This is a genomic window from Bradyrhizobium sp. SK17 (assembly GCF_002831585.1).
Lineage (GTDB): Bacteria > Pseudomonadota > Alphaproteobacteria > Rhizobiales > Xanthobacteraceae > Bradyrhizobium.
The window spans coordinates 5,753,624-5,768,855 of sequence record NZ_CP025113.1 but is presented as its reverse complement, the minus strand read 5'-3'; the positions used below and the strand labels follow the sequence as shown (position 1 = coordinate 5,768,855).

The following is a 15,232-nucleotide window of genomic DNA, read 5'->3' as shown; positions in this document are numbered from 1 at the left end:
CCGGCGCTTCGGCGCCATTCGTTCGTCAGTTGAAATCCGGAGTCCTGTCATGTCATCCGCCATCGCGCGGCTGCGAGCCTGTGCGCTCGCCGGCACCACCGTCGCATTCATTTCGCCCGTAAACGCTCAATCCACATCGCAATCGACGCTGCCATCCGTCACGGTCGACGCGCCCCAGCCGCGACGCGACGCATCGGTGCGTCCGCAGCGGCGCACCGCACGCAGTACGCCGGCGCGGGCCGCGCCCGTTCCTGCCGCCCCGGTGCAAGCGGCCTCGGGTGAGGGCGGCGGCACCCGTGCCGCGCTGGCCGTGCTGTCGGCGCAGCAGGCGCTGAAGGAGATCAGCAACACGCCGGGCGGCGTCGCGCTGGTGCCGGCCGATGCCTACCGCAACTCGACCGTGGCCAACACGATCAAGGACATCCTCGATTATGTCCCCGGTGTCTTCGCGCAGCCGAAATGGGGCGACGATACGCGGCTCTCGATCCGCGGTTCAGGCCTGTCGCGCAATTTCCATCTGCGCGGCATCCAGCTCTACATGGACGGCATTCCGATCAACACTTCCGATGGCTACGGTGATTTCCAGGAGGTCGACCCGACCGCCTACAAATACGTCGAGGTCCACAAGGGCGGCAATGCGCTGCGGTTCGGCGCCAATTCGCTCGGCGGCGCGATCAATTTTGTCACCCCGACCGGGCGCGATCCGAATCCGAACGGCGCATCGTTCGACTTTGGCGCCTTCAACACGAGGCGGCTTCAGGTCAATGCCGGTGGCGCGAACGGGCCGTGGGATGGCTTCGTCACCGCGTCCACGCAGGCCTCGGACGGCTTCCGCGATCACAGTTTCGGCTCGAGCAACAAGCTCAGCGCCAATGTCGGTTACCAGATATCGCCCGATGTCGAGACCCGGTTCTACTTGAATGCCAACGAGGTGCGCCAGCGCATCCCGGGCAGCGTCGACCGGACGACGGCGCTGACGTCGCCGACCACGGCCGCCGCGGTCAATGTCGCCAATGACTGGCAGCGCAACATCGACACGGTGCGGATCGCCAACAAGACGACCATCCGCCTTGACGACGCCCAGCTCGAGTTCGGCGCGTTCGGCGTCGACCGGCACCTGATGCATCCGATCTTCCAGTGGCTCGATTATCGCTACAAGGACTATGGCGGCTTCGTGAAGTTGACCGACGACCGTAACGTCGGTGGTTTCCGCAACCGGTTCGTCGCCGGCGTCAACATCCTCAACGGCACCATCGATGCCCAGCAGTTCGTCAATGTCGGCGGCTTCAAGGGCGCGCAGACGTCGTCATTGCGACAGACACCGGAGAACTATTCGGCGTTCGCGGAGAATTCGTTCTACTTCCTGCCGAACGTCGCCTTCGTCGCCGGGACGCAATATTTGTTTGCGGTGCGCGACCAGCACGTCAACTTCTCGACCAATGGCGACCTCAACGGCCGCAGCAGCTTCAGCCTTTGGAGCCCCAAGACCGGGCTGTTGTGGCAGGTCGATCCAAGCTGGCAGGTGTTCGGCAACGTCTCGCGCAGCGCCGAGGTGCCGAGCTTCGGCGAGAGCGTCAGTCCGAACTTCCTCAATCCCACCCTCCCGAACATCCCGTTCTTCTCGATCAAGCCGCAGACCGCGACGACCTACGAGATCGGCACCCGCATGAAGCGGCCGGACTATGCCTGGGAAGTCACGCTCTATCGTTCCGAGATCGATAACGAGCTACTCTGCCTCTACAGCGCGTTCGGCAATTGCAACGTCACCAATGCCAACAAGACGATCCATCAGGGGATCGAGGCCGGCGCGGGCGCGGCCATCGTCCGCGACCTCTTCGTGGGAGGACAGGCGCCGGACAAGATCTGGCTCAACATCGCCTATACGTTGAACGATTTCCGCTTCGACAATGATCCGGTGTTCGGCAACAACCAGCTGCCCGGTGCGCCGCGCCACTTCGTGCGGGCCGAACTGCTCTACAAGCATCCGATCGGGCTTTATGCCGGACCCAATCTGGAATGGGTGCCGCAGGCCTATTTCGTCGACAGCGCGAACACGCTGATGACGTCGGCTTACGCGATCTGGGGCTTCAAGGCGGGCTTCGACAATGGCGGTCCGGTGTCGGGCTACATCGAGGCGCGCAACATCGCCAACAAGGCCTATATCGCAAGCGCCAGCATCATCGATCGCGCCAATGCTGCGTCTCCGTTGTTCGAGCCCGGCACGGGCAGGGCAATCTATGCCGGATTGAAATACCGGTGGTGATCGCGTGAGGTCGCCCCGCGAGGTGCGACAATTTGCGCACCCGCTCGTGCACCGTCCGGCTTGCCGAAGTGTGTGGCGAATGGTCGCTAAGGGCGACCAGACGCCATACCGGCGAGCGATTCCTTTGGGTGGTTCGCTTCCCGGTTGACGCGTTGCGCCACGTGACCGGATGCGGCCAATGATCGATCGGCTGCCTCTCAAAAATTCAGGAGGAAGCCTCATGTTCTCGTCCCACATGCGCCTGGCCGGCGCGGTCGTCGCGCTGTTGCTTGCGGCGAGCGCTCCGGCGGCCGCGCAGCAGCTCGAGCTCAAGCTGATGGCACCGGCAGCACCGGGTGGCGGCTGGGACCAGACCGCGCGTTCGATGCAGCAGGCGCTGGTTGCCGCTGGTGTCGCGCGCAGCGTGCAGGTCACCAACGTTCCCGGCGCCGGCGGCAGCGTCGGCATCGCGCAGTTCGTCAACGGCGCCAAGGGCGACGGCAATCAGATGATGGTGAATGGCTTCGTCATGGTCGGCGCGCTCGCCATGAACAAGTCGCCGGTGACGCTTGACCAGGTGACGCCGATCGCGCGCCTGACCGAGGAGATCCAGGTCATCGTGGTGCCGGCCAATTCGCCGCTGAAGACGGCGCAGGATCTTGCCGCCGCCGTAAAGGCCGATATCGCCAAGGTGACCTTCGCCGGCGGCTCGGCCGGGGGCGTCGACCACGTGATGGCGGCGCTGTTCGCAGGCACGGTCGGGGCTGATGCGAAGAAAATCAACTACATTCCGTTCTCGGGCGGCGGCGAGTCGCTCGCAGCGATTCTCGGCGGCAAGGTCACGGCGGGGATCTCTGGTCTCAGCGAGTACGAAGGCCAGATCAAGGCCGGCAAGCTGCGCGCGCTCGGCGTCACCTCGCCGCAGCGCCTGCCTGGCGTCGACATCCCGACCTTCAAGGAGCAGGGCATCGACCTCGTGCTGGCGAATTGGCGCTCGGTGGTCGCACCGCCCGGCATCACGCCGGAACAGCGCAAGACGCTGAGCGATGCCGTCGAGAAGATGGTCAAGTCCGACGCCTGGAAGGAAATCCTGAAGCAAAAGGGCTGGGATGACGCCTATCTCGGCGGCGATGCCTTCGCCGATTTCCTGAAGAAGGAGATCGCGCGGGTGACCGAGGTGCTGAAGTCGGTCGGCCTCGTGAAGTCATGACGCCGGACAGCGCTCCCGAACGAGCGGGCCGTCGGATCGATCGCGCCGGTGTCGTGATCGCGGCCGCGCTTGCCGCGCTGGCCGCAGTGCTGGTGTGGGACGCGAGCAAGCTGCCGTCGACCACGATGTACGGCATGGGGCCGGAGGCGATGCCGATCGTCATCGCCGTCGGTCTCGTCATCCTGGCGGTCGGCAATCTGATCGACGCGCTGCGCGGCCAATTGCCTGCGCGCGAGAGTATGGATCCGAAGCCGGTGTGGCTGATCATCGGCGGCCTTGCGCTGCTGATCGCCATCATCGGCTTCGGTGGCGGCTTCATCCTCGCCACCTCGGCGCTGTTCGTCACCACCTCGGCCGCGTTCGGCCGCCGCGCGGTGCTGGCCGACACCGTGATCGCGGTCGTGATCACGACCCTCATCTACCTCGCGTTCGACAAGCTGTTGACGCTGAGCCTTCCCGCCGGCCCGCTGGAGCGATTGCTGTGATGGATACGTTCGCCGCGCTGGCGCATGGCATGGCGGTCGCCATGCAGCCGATGAACCTGCTCTACGCCCTGATCGGCGTATTCCTTGGCACCGCGGTCGGGGTGCTGCCGGGGATCGGCCCGGCGCTGACGGTCGCGCTGCTGCTGCCGGTGACCTACAAGCTCGATCCCGGCGGCTCGCTGATCATGTTCGCCGGCATCTATTACGGCGGCATGTATGGCGGATCGACCACCGCGATCCTGATCAACACGCCGGGCGAGAGCGCGTCGATGGCGACCGCGCTCGAGGGCAACAAGATGGCCAAGGCCGGCCGTGGCGGCCCGGCGCTGGCGACGTCGGCGATCGGCTCGTTCGTGGCGGGCACCATCGCCACCATTGGCCTTGCCTTCCTCGCACCATGGCTGGTCGACTTCGCCGTCAGGTTCGGGCCGGAGGATTATTTCGCACTGATGTGCGTCGCCTTCGTCACGGTGTCGGCGACATTCGGCGACTCGCCAATCCGCGGGCTGACCAGCCTGTTCATCGGACTGACACTCGGCCTGGTCGGCATCGACAAGCTCACCGGTCAGGCGCGGCTTGCCTTTGGCATTCCGGAATTGCTCGACGGCGTCGAGGTGACGACGCTCGCGGTCGGCCTGTTCGCGGTGGGGGAGGCGCTCTATGTCGCCTCGCGCCGCCATCACGCCGAGGAGAAGCTCGAGCCGGTGCGCGGCTCGCTGTGGATGACGCGGGAGGATTGGCGGCGGTCGTGGAAGCCATGGCTGCGCGGCACGCTGTTCGGCTTTCCGATCGGCGCGCTGCCGGCGGGTGGCGCCGAGATTCCGACCTTCCTGTCCTATTCCACCGAGCGGCGACTCACCAAACATCCGGAGGAGTTCGGCAAGGGCGCGATCGAGGGCGTCGCGGGACCTGAGGCCGCCAACAATGCCTCGGCCGCCGGCACGCTGGTGCCGCTGTTGACGCTCGGGCTGCCGACCTCGGCCACCGCGGCGATGATGCTGGCGGGCTTCCAGCAATACGGCCTCAATCCGGGGCCGCTGCTGTTCGCCGAGCGGCCCGATCTGGTGTGGGGCCTGATCGCCAGCCTGTTCATCGCCAATGGCATGCTGCTGGTGCTCAATTTGCCGCTGGTCGGCCTGTGGGTGCGGCTGCTCGCGATCCCGCAGCCTTGGCTGTATGCCGGCATCCTGGTGTTCGCGACCATGGGCACGATCGCGGCCAAGCCCTCGGTCGTCGAGCTGTCGATGCTGGCGGCGTTCGGCGTGATGGGGTTCCTGATGCGGCGGTTCGATTTTCCGATCGCGCCTGTCGTGATCGGGCTGATCCTCGGCCCGATCGCGGAAAGCCAGCTTCGCCGCGCGCTGGCGATCAGCCTCGGCGATCCGATGGTGCTGCTGCAAAGCCCGATGTCGGCGACGCTGCTGGGCGTTGCCCTGATCGCGCTATTGGCGCCGTTCGTGCTGAAGGGGCTGGGGCGCTTCAAGGCCAACGAGGATTAGAATCGATCGACGTTCGCTGTTTGTCGCAGCGGATGCCGGCGCTCGCCGTGTTGAAAGTCGCAATTGCGGACCGATATTGTCTGGGTCACCCCATCGTGCCCGGATCGACCGTCGCCTGTCATGCCATTCTTCCGGCTCAACGAAGACGATCTTCCTACCGTCGAAGCCGCAGATTTCGATCCCGAGGAAGTGCCGCGCGCGATCGCGGCCTTCGGCGGCGTCATGGTTACCAAGGGCATCGAGGTTGCGATGCACGAGCATCGCAAGGCGCAGCTCGTTCTGACCTTGCGGGGTGTCGTCCGCTGCGAAGCCGGCAAAAGCGTCTGGATCGTACCGCCGCGCTGCGCGGTGTGGATACCGGGCAATTATCCCCATAGCGTAACTGCGGCCGGACATGTCGAGGTCTGTTGCCTGTTCGTCGAACCGGAGGCGGCCGTGGCATTGCCGAAGCAATGCTGTGCGCTGTCGATCTCGCCATTGCTGGAGCGCTTGCTCGTGCATGTCACCCGGATCCCGGTGCTGTACGATATCGACGGCGCCGACGGCCGGATCGCTACGGTGCTGCTGGACCAATTGTCTCAGGCCCCCGTCGAGCGACTGAACTTTCCGATGCCCGCCGATGCCCGGCTGCGCAGGATTGCAGCCGCGATGATGGCCACCCCCTCCGATCGCGCGACGATCGATGATTGGGCCAACCGTATGGGCGTGGCGCCGCGTACCTTGACCCGCATCCTGCAACGCGAGACCGGCATGAGCTTCGGCCGCTGGCGGCAGCAGCTCCACATCCTGCTTGCGCTTCAGCGCCTCGCGGCGGGAGTCTCGGTGCAGATCGTGGCGCTCGATCTCGGCTATGGCGACGCCAGCGCCTTCGTCACCATGTTCCGCAAGGCGCTCGGCAAGCCGCCGGCGCGGTATCTGGCCGAGCGCCGCATCGCCGAGCTCTGACCAGAACTCGCAAGAGGTTGTCGCGTTTACGGAATGTGGCGAGAGGGACAATTTCGTATCCAGCTCTGACGTTGACGCCTCAGGAGCATGGATATGGATTCGCTCAGCCACGGCCTCGTTGCTGATGTCCTCGAACGACTGCATCGGGAAGCGGAAGCGGCGGATGCGCCGCTGATGCAGGCCTACGCCCATGAAGCCGTTGATGTCGAGAGAACGGTCAGCAAGTTCGTCGAAGCCGAGACTACGGACATGGCGGGGCTCTATCACGGGCTCGCCGGCAATTTTCTAAGCGTCTCCCGTGATTTTGGCCGATTTCTCTATATGTGCGCGCGAACCTGCAAGGCCGCTCGCATCGTCGAGTTTGGCTCGTCGATGGGGATCTCCGCCATCTACATGGCGGCTGCCTTGCGCGACATGGGCGGCGGCCGCCTGATCGGAACCGATCTCGAGCCCGGCAAGGTCGAACGGGCGCGCGCCAACGTTGCGGCCGCCGGGCTCGACGATCTGGTAGAGTTTCGGCTCGGCGATGCCCGGGAAACGCTGAAGCCCGGCGTCGGCGGCTGCATCGACATGGTGATGCTCGACGGCGCATTCACACTTTATCTTCCGATCCTCAAGCTGCTCGAGCCTCATCTCAAGCCGGGTGCCGTGGTCGTCGGGGAGAACGCGTTCGAACAGGGCTCCGGCTATCTCGACTACGTGCGCGATCCGCAGAACGGCTATCGCTCATTGCCGCTGCCGTTCGACCCGGGGCGCGGCAACGAGCTGACGATCAGGACGGCGTGATCCGCACGGCGCTGATATTCTGATGAAGGGAATAGGCCGTTGATCGAGCTCGTTTCGCCAAATTCCCAGCAGCGGCCGGTTTCGCAAGGTCGGGTCACGCGGATGCTGCTGCGTTGGCTGATGCGTTCTGCGCGCATCGCTGCGGCCGAGACGCTCGCGCCGCAGTTTCGGCTGCTCCAGCTCGAAGGCGGGGCACTCCGCGACGTTGCGTGGACCGTTGGCCAAAAGGTCCAGGTATCGATCGGGTCCGGCCTTGGGGCGCGCACCTACACACCGATGTCGTGGGACGCTGGCGCGGGTAGCATGCGATTGCTCACTTTCATACACGGCGACGGACCGGGCAGCCGCTGGGCAACCGGCTTGCAAGTGGGCGACGACTGTCAATTCTTCGGCCCGCGTCGTTCGCTCGACCTGTCCGGTCTCGACGCGCCGGTGGTGCTGTTCGGCGATGAAACTTCGTTTGCCTTGGCCGCCGCGCTTCGTCACGGTCCGCTGGCGGCCGGTGCAGTCGAGGTCTTCGAGGTCTCGGATGTCGGGGCGGCGCGGCCGGTGTTGGACGTCGTCGGGCTCCGCGAGGCGACGTTGATCGAGCGAATCGCGGACGATGTCCATCTCGGTGACGCCGAGGCCGAGCTGCTGCGCTTTGCCGCCAGAGGCGCGCATTTCGTGCTGACCGGCAAGGCCTCCTCGATCCAGCGCGTCAGCCGGGCGCTGAAGGCCGCCGGCGTCGTCCCATCGCGGCTACGAACCAAGGCCTATTGGGCTCCGGGCAAGGTCGGACTGGATTAGGCGATGGTTCGATACTACCGAGCAGCAGCCTGGGATGTCTTCGGACAACTCTCGGCAAGTAAAAGGCCCGCTCCGGGGCTCGCATTTCGGAGCGGGCCAGTCTGGGCGCGGCAAGTACGGCCGCGGCGGGACCCTAGCCTGACATGCTGACACCACCCTGACGAACATCGAAAAAGCGAGGCGGCTGAACGCCGCCTCTCGCGATGATCGTTCAGTGAACGCTTCGCGGCCGGCTCACCATTTGTAGCCGAGGCTTGCGGTGAAGCGGCGGCGATCGCCATAGTAGCAGGAAGAGATTACCGCGCAGCTCGCGACATAGATCTTGTCGGTCACATTGACGATGTTGAGTGCCGCGCGCCAGTTGTTGCCCCATTCGTAATGCACGGCGAGGTCGCCGAGCACGAAGGAGGGAACGCGCGCGGTGTTCAGATTGTCTGCGAACGAGGAGCCGACATAGCGCACGCCGCCGCCGAAGCCGAAGCCAGCCAGCGGGCCTTCGCGGAAGGTGTAGTCGGTCCACACCGAGGCGAAGTCACGCGGCGTGTTGGTTGGAACGGTGCCGATCAGCGCCGGATTGAGATCCTTGCTGACGAACAGCTCGTAGTTGGTGTAGCTCGCGACCAGTTTGAAATTGCGCGTGATGTTGGCGACCGCTTCGAGCTCGACGCCGCGCGAGGTGACCTCGCCGTTCTGGGTCTGGAACATCGAGTTGTTCGGATCCGTCGTCAGCGCGTTCTTCCGCTTCAGGTCGAAATAGGCGACGCTGAACCGGGCATTGAGCCCGACCGGCTCGTACTTCACGCCGACCTCGGTCTGCTCCGATGTCTCGGGCAACAGCAATTGGCTCTGCGCATTGAGGCCGATGATCGGATTGTAGCCGGTCATGTAGGAGACGTAGGGCGCGACGCCATTGTCGAAATTGTAGATCGCGCCGACACGGCCGGAAAACTTGCTGTCCTCGCGGCTCTGATCGGGCCCCATCCGGTTCTGGTTGACGAGATCGACCCAGTCCTGTCGGCCCGACAGTACCACGGTCAGGCGGTCGAGCTTGACCTGGTCTTGCAGGTAGAGCCCGGCCATGCCCTGGCTGAGATAGGCGTTCTGATACAACGGACCGCTGTAGGGCGCGTTGGTGCCGTACACCGGGTTGAGCAGATTGAGATTGGTGCCCACGCCAAAGCCCTGGCGGTCGTCGATGCCGTAGTGCTTGAGATCGAGGCCGAGCAGGGCGGTGTGTTGCAAGATGCCGGTGTTGAAGCGGTACTCGAGCTGGTTGTCGAGGTTGAACTGCAACGCGTTGCCGCGGGCGTAGAAATTGCCGCGCGCGAGATCGGCGGCAGCCGGCGTCGTGGCGTAGCCGAGCCCGTAGAGGCCGGTGTAGTAGACGTCGACATGCGCGGCGCGCGCGTTCTGGCGGAAGTCGAGGCTGTCGGTCAGGCTCTTCTCGACCTTGTAGCCGACGGTCTCCTGCTCGCGGCGGAACTGGTCGGCGCTGGGATCGCCCGTGAACAGGCTGGTCGGAATCTTACCGAACGGCGCGTTGGTGACGGTGCCGACATAGGGCAGGAAGTTCTCCGCCCTGGTGTTGTTATGTGCAGCCGTGGCGTACACCGTGACGCTGGTGTCGGCATCACGCCAGGTCACTGACGGTGCGAAGAAGAAGTTGTTGTCGTAGGTGTAATCGGTCTGCGTGCCGCCGCCCTGGGCCTGGCCCACGAAGCGGTACAGCACCTGACTGTTGCCTGACTGCGGCACCGCGCCGCCGATATCGAACGCAGTGTAGCCGTTGCCGAAATTGTTGACGCCGGCCTCGATGTAGCGAATGGGCTCGGCCGACGGCATCTTGCTCACGGCGTTGACGAGGCCGCCCGGCGCCGAGCCGCCGTACAGGATGCCGGAGGGACCGCGCAGCACCTCGACGCGTTCGAGGTTGAAGGGTTGCAGCTTCCAGCTGCCATAGGACGTGTAGAACAGTTGCAGGCCGTCGAGGAACAGCGATTCGTTCTGCGCCGGGAAGCCGCGGATCAGGAACCAGTCGTTGCGGAAATCGGAGCCGTAAGTGCCGCCGATGACGCCTGGCGAGTAGCGCAGCACCTCGTCGAACTTGCTGACGATCTTCTGGTCGCGGATCTGCTCGGCGCCGATGACCGTCACCGATTGCGGGGTCTGGATGATCGGCGTGCTGGTCTTGGTTCCGCTCGAGCTCTGCCGCGCCAGATAGCCGGTGACCGGGCCGTTGGCGCGCTCGTGCCCGCCGCCTGCGCTTGCGGCCTGCTGTGCGCTCTGCGGCTGTGCGCCCACCGGCGCGACCGTCGCGCGGCGCGCACCGCTCCGCGCGCGTGTGGTCCGTTGTGAGGGCTGCTGCTGCGATCGCGCCGATTGCCGGTGCGGCGCGTCGACCGAGACCGGCGGCAATTGCGTCTGCGCGAAGGCATCGTCCACGCCAGCAACCGAAAGCACAACCAAAGCCGAAGCAGCGATCCGCTGCGGCCGCATCCATCCGTCCGACATTCAACGCCCCAAAGAAAAGGTTTCTTCGGCCGTCGTTATCACGGCGATTTTCGGGAACAGCCCGCGCACGGTTAGAAGCTATCGAAGCTGTGCGCAAAGCGTGCGGGTGTGACCGGGAGACAACGGCGTATGATGCGCAATTGCACGCCTTGCGCGAGAATTTTGAATCGATCCAGTATTGAACGATTCAAGATTGAACGGTTCAAAGTCATCTGCTGACTGGCATCGGCTCCGGCGAACTGCCCGCCGTGCTGTTCGCTTTCGGGTCATCAACCTCGGGTGGTGGTCAATCGGGAAGGGCGTCACGTCGCTCTGGCCGGTCGCCGCAGCCACACCGTAGGATGGGTCGGGACCGGGCCTTACGGGGCCGCTCCGGCCGGCTGGCAATCCCCGCCATCCCCACCATATCTGGCATAATTGAACGCCGGGGACCGCAACCGCTTGGCCATTTTGGGGCGATGTGATAACGCTCTGCGGCCAGCTTCGATCGCCACTCGTGACCGTCCGTATCCTCCGTAAAGGCTTGCGGCGGTGGAGATATTTCGCCGATGACCTCCTCGACCAAGACTGCTTCCGCGCCTGATTCCTTCTTCACGGCTGGTCTCGCCGAGGCCGATCCCGAGATCGCCGCCGCGATCAAGGGCGAGCTTGGTCGGCAGCGCCATGAGATCGAGCTGATCGCCTCCGAAAACATCGTCAGCCGCGCCGTGCTGGAGGCGCAGGGCTCGGTGATGACCAACAAATATGCGGAAGGCTATCCGGGCGCGCGCTACTACGGCGGTTGCGAGTGGGTCGATGTCGCCGAGAACCTGGCGATCGATCGCGCCAAGAAGCTGTTCGGCGCAAACTTTGCCAACGTGCAGCCCAATTCCGGCAGCCAGATGAACCAGGCGGTGTTCCTGGCGCTGCTGCAGCCCGGCGACACCTTCATGGGTCTCGACCTCGCCGCCGGCGGCCATCTCACCCATGGCTCGCCGGTCAACATGTCCGGCAAGTGGTTCAAGGCTTCGCACTACACCGTGCGCCGCGACGATCATCTGATCGACATGGACGAAGTCCAGAAGCAGGCCGAGCAGGTCAAGCCGAAGCTGATCATCGCCGGCGGCTCGGCCTATTCGCGCGCCTGGGACTTCAAGCGCTTCCGCGAGATCGCCGACTCGGTCGGTGCGTATCTGCTGGTCGACATGGCGCATTTCGCAGGCCTCGTCGCCGGCGGCGTGCATGCCTCGCCGGTGCCGCATGCTCACGTCACCACGACCACGACACACAAGTCGCTGCGCGGTCCGCGCGGCGGCCTGATCCTCACCAATGACGAGACGCTGCACAAGAAACTGAACTCGGCGATCTTCCCGGGCCTGCAGGGCGGCCCGCTGATGCATGTGATCGCTGCCAAGGCGGTGGCGTTCGCGGAAGCGCTGCGGCCGGACTTCAAGATCTACGCCAGGAACGTGGTCGAGAACGCCAAGGCGCTGGCGGAAACGCTGCGCGGCCACGGCCTCGACATCGTCTCCGGCGGCACCGACAACCACTTGATGCTGGTCGACCTGCGTCCGAAGGGATTGAAGGGCAACATCTCCGAGAAGGCGCTCGTGCGTGCCGCCATCACCTGCAACAAGAATGGCATCCCGTTCGATCCCGAGAAGCCGTTCGTCACCTCGGGTCTTCGCCTGGGCACGCCGGCTGCGACCACCCGCGGCTTCGGCGTCGCCGAGTTCAAGCAGGTCGGCGGCATGATCGCCGAGGTGCTGAACGCGCTGGCGCAGTCGCCGGATGGCAAGGCCCCGCTGGTCGAGGCCGCGATCAAGGAGCGCGTCAAGGCGCTGACCGATCGTTTCCCGATCTATCAATAAGTCGTTCGCCGCTAGAGGTCCCGTCGGATGCGCTGTCCGAGCTGCAATTCTCTCGATACGCAGGTCAAGGACTCGCGTCCGACCGAGGACTCCGCTGTCATCCGCAGGCGGCGCGTCTGCATGGCCTGCAATTTCCGCTTCACGACCTTCGAGCGGGTGCAACTGCGCGAGCTGACCGTGATCAAGCGCAACGGCCGCCGCGTGCCGTTCGATCGCGACAAGCTGGTGCGCTCGCTGCAGATCAGTTTGCGCAAGCGCCCGGTGGAGTCCGAGCGGGTCGAGAAGATGGTGTCGACGATCGTGCGCGAGCTCGAAAGCGGCGGCGAGGCGGAGGTGTCCTCGGAGGCGATCGGCGAGATCGTGATGGAGCATCTGCGCCAGCTCGACGACGTCGCCTATGTGCGGTTCGCGTCGGTCTATCGCAATTTCCGTGAGGCCAAGGACTTCGAGGCGGTGCTCGACGAGCTGACCGGCGAAGAGGATCCGCGGCTCGCGACGTTGCGCAAATGATCTTCCGTATCCTGGAAGACCAGTTCGCGCAGAAATCCAAAGAGGCCAAAGCCGCCGATCTGCGCTTCATGCAGTTGGCGCTCGCGCTGGGACGGCGCGGGCTCGGGCGCACCTGGCCCAATCCGGCGGTCGGCGCCGTCATCGTCAAGGACGGCGTCATCGTCGGCCGCGGCTGGACCCAGCCGGGCGGCCGGCCGCATGCCGAGGTCGAGGCGTTGCGGCGCGCCGGCGACGCTGCCCGTGGCGCGACGCTCTATGTCACGCTCGAACCATGCTCGCATTTCGGCCGTTCGCCGCCTTGCGCGGACGCCGTGGTCGCCGCCGGGCTCGCCCGTGTGGTCTCGGCGATCGAAGACCCCAATCCGGACGTCGGCGGCAAGGGGCATGCGAAATTGCGTGCTGCCGGCATCGCAGTCGATGTCGGGCTGTGCGCGACGGAGGCGGCGCGCGACCATGCCGGACACTTCCTTCGCATCACCGACAAGCGGCCGCATGTCATTCTCAAGCTCGCGGTGTCTGCCGACGACAAGATCGCGGCTCGTGGCCACAAGCCCGTTGCGATCACCGGCGAGGCGGCGCGGACCCGCGTGCATCTGCTGCGCGCACAGAACGATGCGATCCTGGTCGGGATCGGCACGGTGCAGGCCGACGATCCGCTGCTGACCTGCCGGTTGCCCGGCATGGCGGCGCGTTCGCCGGTACGCGTGGTGCTGGATCGCGCGCTGCGGCTCTCGGGCGATAGCCGGCTGGTGCATTCCGCGCGCGAGACACCGCTCTGGGTGATGACGTCGGATCTCGCCGAGGCACCCGCTGCCGTGAAGCTCGGTGCCGCCGGCGCGCAGGTGATCCGCGTTGCGTCGACCGCGTCGCCGGGACTCGATCTGTTGCCCGTGCTGCATGCGCTGGGGGAGAAGGGCATCACGCGGCTGATGGTCGAGGGTGGCGCGCGCGTGGCAAGATCTTTCGTCGCGGCGGGTCTGGTCGATGAGATCTGGCTGTTGCGCGGACCGGATGCGATCGGCGCCGACGGCGTTCCCGCGCTGGACGCATTGCCGCTCGACGCAATCACGCAGTCGCCCGCTTTCCGGCTTCGTGCTAGCGAAACCCTCGGCAAAGACAATCTCAATATCTACGAGCGTACGTAATGTTTACCGGAATTGTCACCGATATCGGCGAGATCGTTAGCTTGAAGCCCGTGGCGCAGGGGCAGCTGCACCGGCTGCGGATTGCCTGCGACTACGACCAGTCCACGATTGCCGACGGCGCCTCGATCGCCTGCAACGGCGTCTGCCTCACCGTGGTCGCCTCCGGCATCGCCGACGGCAAGACCTGGTTCGATGTCGATGCCGCGGCCGAAACGCTCGGCATGACCACCGCAAGGCACTGGGCGCAGGGCGGTCGGCTCAACCTCGAGCGCGCGCTCAAGATCGGCGATGAACTCGGCGGTCACATCGTGGCCGGGCATGCCGACGGGATCGCCACCATCGTCAAGCGCGACGATCTGCCCGACATGGCGCGCTTCGAGCTTCGAACCACCCGCGAGCTCGCGCGTTTCATTGCAGCGAAGGGATCGATCACACTGGACGGCGTCTCGCTGACCGTGAACACGGTCGACGACGTCACGTTCTCGGTGCTGATCATCCCGCACACGCTTTCCGTCACGACCCTGAACGGCTGGAAGGCCGGCAGCGAGGTCAATATCGAGGTCGATCTGATGGCGCGCTACGCCGCGCGGCTGTCGGAGATGAAATAATCGGGGCAATCGCATGAGCGGGCAGGCGGCCACACCGATCGCTCCGAACCCGCTTTCCCCACGCGAGGCCTTGACGGTCGCCCGCATCGTCAAGGTCAATCATGCCGGCGAGTTCGGCGCGATCAGGATCTATTCGGCGCAATTGCTGGTTTCGAGCTGGTTCTGGCCGGATTGCATCCCTTCACTGGCACAAATGCTCGGGGATGAGCGCAATCACTGCGCGATCTTCCGGGCAGCGATGCCGTCGCGGCAGGCGCGGCCGTGTCGTGTGATGCAGTTCTGGAGCTATGGCGGCTGGCTGCTCGGATTTGTCACCGCGTGCCTGGGCAGGCCGGGCATCTGGGCCTGCACCGCGGCGGTCGAGGCCACGGTTCACCGCCATCTCGACGATCAGCTTCATTTCGTCAAAGACCGTGATCGCGAACTGTACCGGATCATCCTGTCGATCCGGGAGGAGGAACTGGCGCACCTCCAGCACGCGGAGGAGCAGCAGCCTTCGCCCGGCCTGTTGCTGCGAATTTTGCGCCGGGCCATTGCGGCCGCCACGGATGGGCTTATCTGGCTGTCGACCTGGGGCGACTCCAGCCGGATGGCCCATGCGCTGCGGGCGACGCCGACCTGAAAAATCAGGCCAATCGCGGCGCTTTCCGGG

The 15,232-nt window shown here is 65.1% G+C and carries 13 protein-coding genes; 12 read left to right on the top strand and 1 reads right to left on the bottom strand.

The window, feature by feature from the left end:
* Window positions 1-49 precede the first annotated feature (49 nt).
* The 7 genes from CWS35_RS26685 to CWS35_RS26655 all read left to right on the top strand — a co-directional run bounded on the left by CWS35_RS26685 (window position 50) and on the right by CWS35_RS26655 (window position 7,956).
* Complete coding sequence (locus tag CWS35_RS26685) at window positions 50-2,263, top strand: TonB-dependent receptor domain-containing protein (protein WP_100954701.1); 2,214 nt, start codon at window positions 50-52, stop codon at window positions 2,261-2,263.
* A gap of 220 nt (window positions 2,264-2,483) precedes the next feature.
* A complete protein-coding gene (locus tag CWS35_RS26680; RefSeq protein WP_024583367.1) occupies window positions 2,484-3,452 on the top strand; it encodes a tripartite tricarboxylate transporter substrate binding protein in 969 nt (322 codons plus the stop codon).
* Window positions 3,449-3,937 carry a tripartite tricarboxylate transporter TctB family protein gene (locus tag CWS35_RS26675; protein ID WP_024583368.1) on the top strand — a complete coding sequence of 163 codons (489 nt, stop codon included), beginning with the start codon at window positions 3,449-3,451 and terminating at the stop codon, window positions 3,935-3,937. Before CWS35_RS26680 ends, CWS35_RS26675 begins: the two co-directional genes overlap by 4 nt.
* Window positions 3,937-5,436 carry a tripartite tricarboxylate transporter permease gene (locus CWS35_RS26670; RefSeq protein WP_100954699.1) on the top strand — a complete coding sequence of 500 codons (1,500 nt, stop codon included), beginning with the start codon at window positions 3,937-3,939 and terminating at the stop codon, window positions 5,434-5,436. Before CWS35_RS26675 ends, CWS35_RS26670 begins: the two co-directional genes overlap by 1 nt.
* Before the next feature lie 120 nt (window positions 5,437-5,556).
* Window positions 5,557-6,381, top strand: a complete 825-nt coding sequence (locus CWS35_RS26665) for a helix-turn-helix domain-containing protein (protein WP_024583370.1) — start codon at window positions 5,557-5,559, stop codon at window positions 6,379-6,381.
* Window positions 6,382-6,474: 93 nt separating this feature from the next.
* Window positions 6,475-7,167 (top strand): O-methyltransferase, encoded by a 693-nt coding sequence (locus CWS35_RS26660; protein WP_024583371.1) that lies wholly within the window; start codon window positions 6,475-6,477, stop codon window positions 7,165-7,167.
* A 102-nt stretch (window positions 7,168-7,269) separates the two neighbouring features.
* Window positions 7,270-7,956: a siderophore-interacting protein gene (locus CWS35_RS26655; RefSeq protein WP_024583372.1), complete on the top strand. Its 687-nt coding sequence runs from the start codon at window positions 7,270-7,272 to the stop codon at window positions 7,954-7,956.
* Between the two features lie 234 nt (window positions 7,957-8,190).
* Here the strand turns inward: CWS35_RS26655 and CWS35_RS26650 are convergent, their stop codons facing one another.
* Window positions 8,191-10,467, bottom strand: a complete 2,277-nt coding sequence (locus CWS35_RS26650) for a TonB-dependent siderophore receptor (protein ID WP_100954697.1) — start codon at window positions 10,465-10,467, stop codon at window positions 8,191-8,193.
* A gap of 548 nt (window positions 10,468-11,015) precedes the next feature.
* Here CWS35_RS26650 and glyA point away from each other — a divergent pair.
* Genes glyA through CWS35_RS26625 form a run of 5 tightly spaced genes read left to right on the top strand, consistent with a single transcriptional unit; the run spans window position 11,016 to window position 15,202 of the window.
* Window positions 11,016-12,317, top strand: coding sequence for a serine hydroxymethyltransferase (gene glyA, locus CWS35_RS26645; RefSeq protein WP_024583374.1), 1,302 nt, complete (start codon window positions 11,016-11,018; stop codon window positions 12,315-12,317).
* Between the two features lie 27 nt (window positions 12,318-12,344).
* A complete protein-coding gene (gene nrdR, locus CWS35_RS26640; protein ID WP_016844999.1) occupies window positions 12,345-12,827 on the top strand; it encodes a transcriptional regulator NrdR in 483 nt (160 codons plus the stop codon).
* Window positions 12,824-13,972: a bifunctional diaminohydroxyphosphoribosylaminopyrimidine deaminase/5-amino-6-(5-phosphoribosylamino)uracil reductase RibD gene (gene ribD / locus CWS35_RS26635; protein ID WP_024583375.1), complete on the top strand. Its 1,149-nt coding sequence runs from the start codon at window positions 12,824-12,826 to the stop codon at window positions 13,970-13,972. Before nrdR ends, ribD begins: the two co-directional genes overlap by 4 nt.
* On the top strand, window positions 13,972-14,580 hold the full coding sequence (locus CWS35_RS26630) for a riboflavin synthase (RefSeq protein WP_024583376.1): 609 nt from the start codon (window positions 13,972-13,974) through the stop codon (window positions 14,578-14,580). The genes ribD and CWS35_RS26630 overlap by 1 nt, the downstream gene beginning before the upstream one ends.
* A 13-nt stretch (window positions 14,581-14,593) precedes the next feature.
* Complete coding sequence (locus CWS35_RS26625; RefSeq protein ID WP_029879718.1) at window positions 14,594-15,202, top strand: demethoxyubiquinone hydroxylase family protein; 609 nt, start codon at window positions 14,594-14,596, stop codon at window positions 15,200-15,202.
* Window positions 15,203-15,232 lie beyond the last annotated feature (30 nt).

What these genes read in the sequence shown, in the direction of transcription:
- CWS35_RS26655 (WP_024583372.1), top strand. Translation starts at nt 7,270, where the DNA reads ATGCTGCTGCGTTGGCTGATGCGTTCTGCGCGCATCGCTGCGGCCGAG.
- CWS35_RS26660 (WP_024583371.1), top strand. Translation starts at nt 6,475, where the DNA reads ATGGATTCGCTCAGCCACGGCCTCGTTGCTGATGTCCTCGAACGACTG.
- CWS35_RS26630 (WP_024583376.1), top strand. Translation starts at nt 13,972, where the DNA reads ATGTTTACCGGAATTGTCACCGATATCGGCGAGATCGTTAGCTTGAAG.
- ribD (WP_024583375.1), top strand. Translation starts at nt 12,824, where the DNA reads ATGATCTTCCGTATCCTGGAAGACCAGTTCGCGCAGAAATCCAAAGAG.
- CWS35_RS26665 (WP_024583370.1), top strand. Translation starts at nt 5,557, where the DNA reads ATGCCATTCTTCCGGCTCAACGAAGACGATCTTCCTACCGTCGAAGCC.
- CWS35_RS26685 (WP_100954701.1), top strand. Translation starts at nt 50, where the DNA reads ATGTCATCCGCCATCGCGCGGCTGCGAGCCTGTGCGCTCGCCGGCACC.
- CWS35_RS26650 (WP_100954697.1), bottom strand. Translation starts at nt 10,467, where the DNA reads ATGTCGGACGGATGGATGCGGCCGCAGCGGATCGCTGCTTCGGCTTTG.
- CWS35_RS26680 (WP_024583367.1), top strand. Translation starts at nt 2,484, where the DNA reads ATGTTCTCGTCCCACATGCGCCTGGCCGGCGCGGTCGTCGCGCTGTTG.
- CWS35_RS26625 (WP_029879718.1), top strand. Translation starts at nt 14,594, where the DNA reads ATGAGCGGGCAGGCGGCCACACCGATCGCTCCGAACCCGCTTTCCCCA.
- CWS35_RS26675 (WP_024583368.1), top strand. Translation starts at nt 3,449, where the DNA reads ATGACGCCGGACAGCGCTCCCGAACGAGCGGGCCGTCGGATCGATCGC.
- nrdR (WP_016844999.1), top strand. Translation starts at nt 12,345, where the DNA reads ATGCGCTGTCCGAGCTGCAATTCTCTCGATACGCAGGTCAAGGACTCG.
- glyA (WP_024583374.1), top strand. Translation starts at nt 11,016, where the DNA reads ATGACCTCCTCGACCAAGACTGCTTCCGCGCCTGATTCCTTCTTCACG.
- CWS35_RS26670 (WP_100954699.1), top strand. Translation starts at nt 3,937, where the DNA reads ATGGATACGTTCGCCGCGCTGGCGCATGGCATGGCGGTCGCCATGCAG.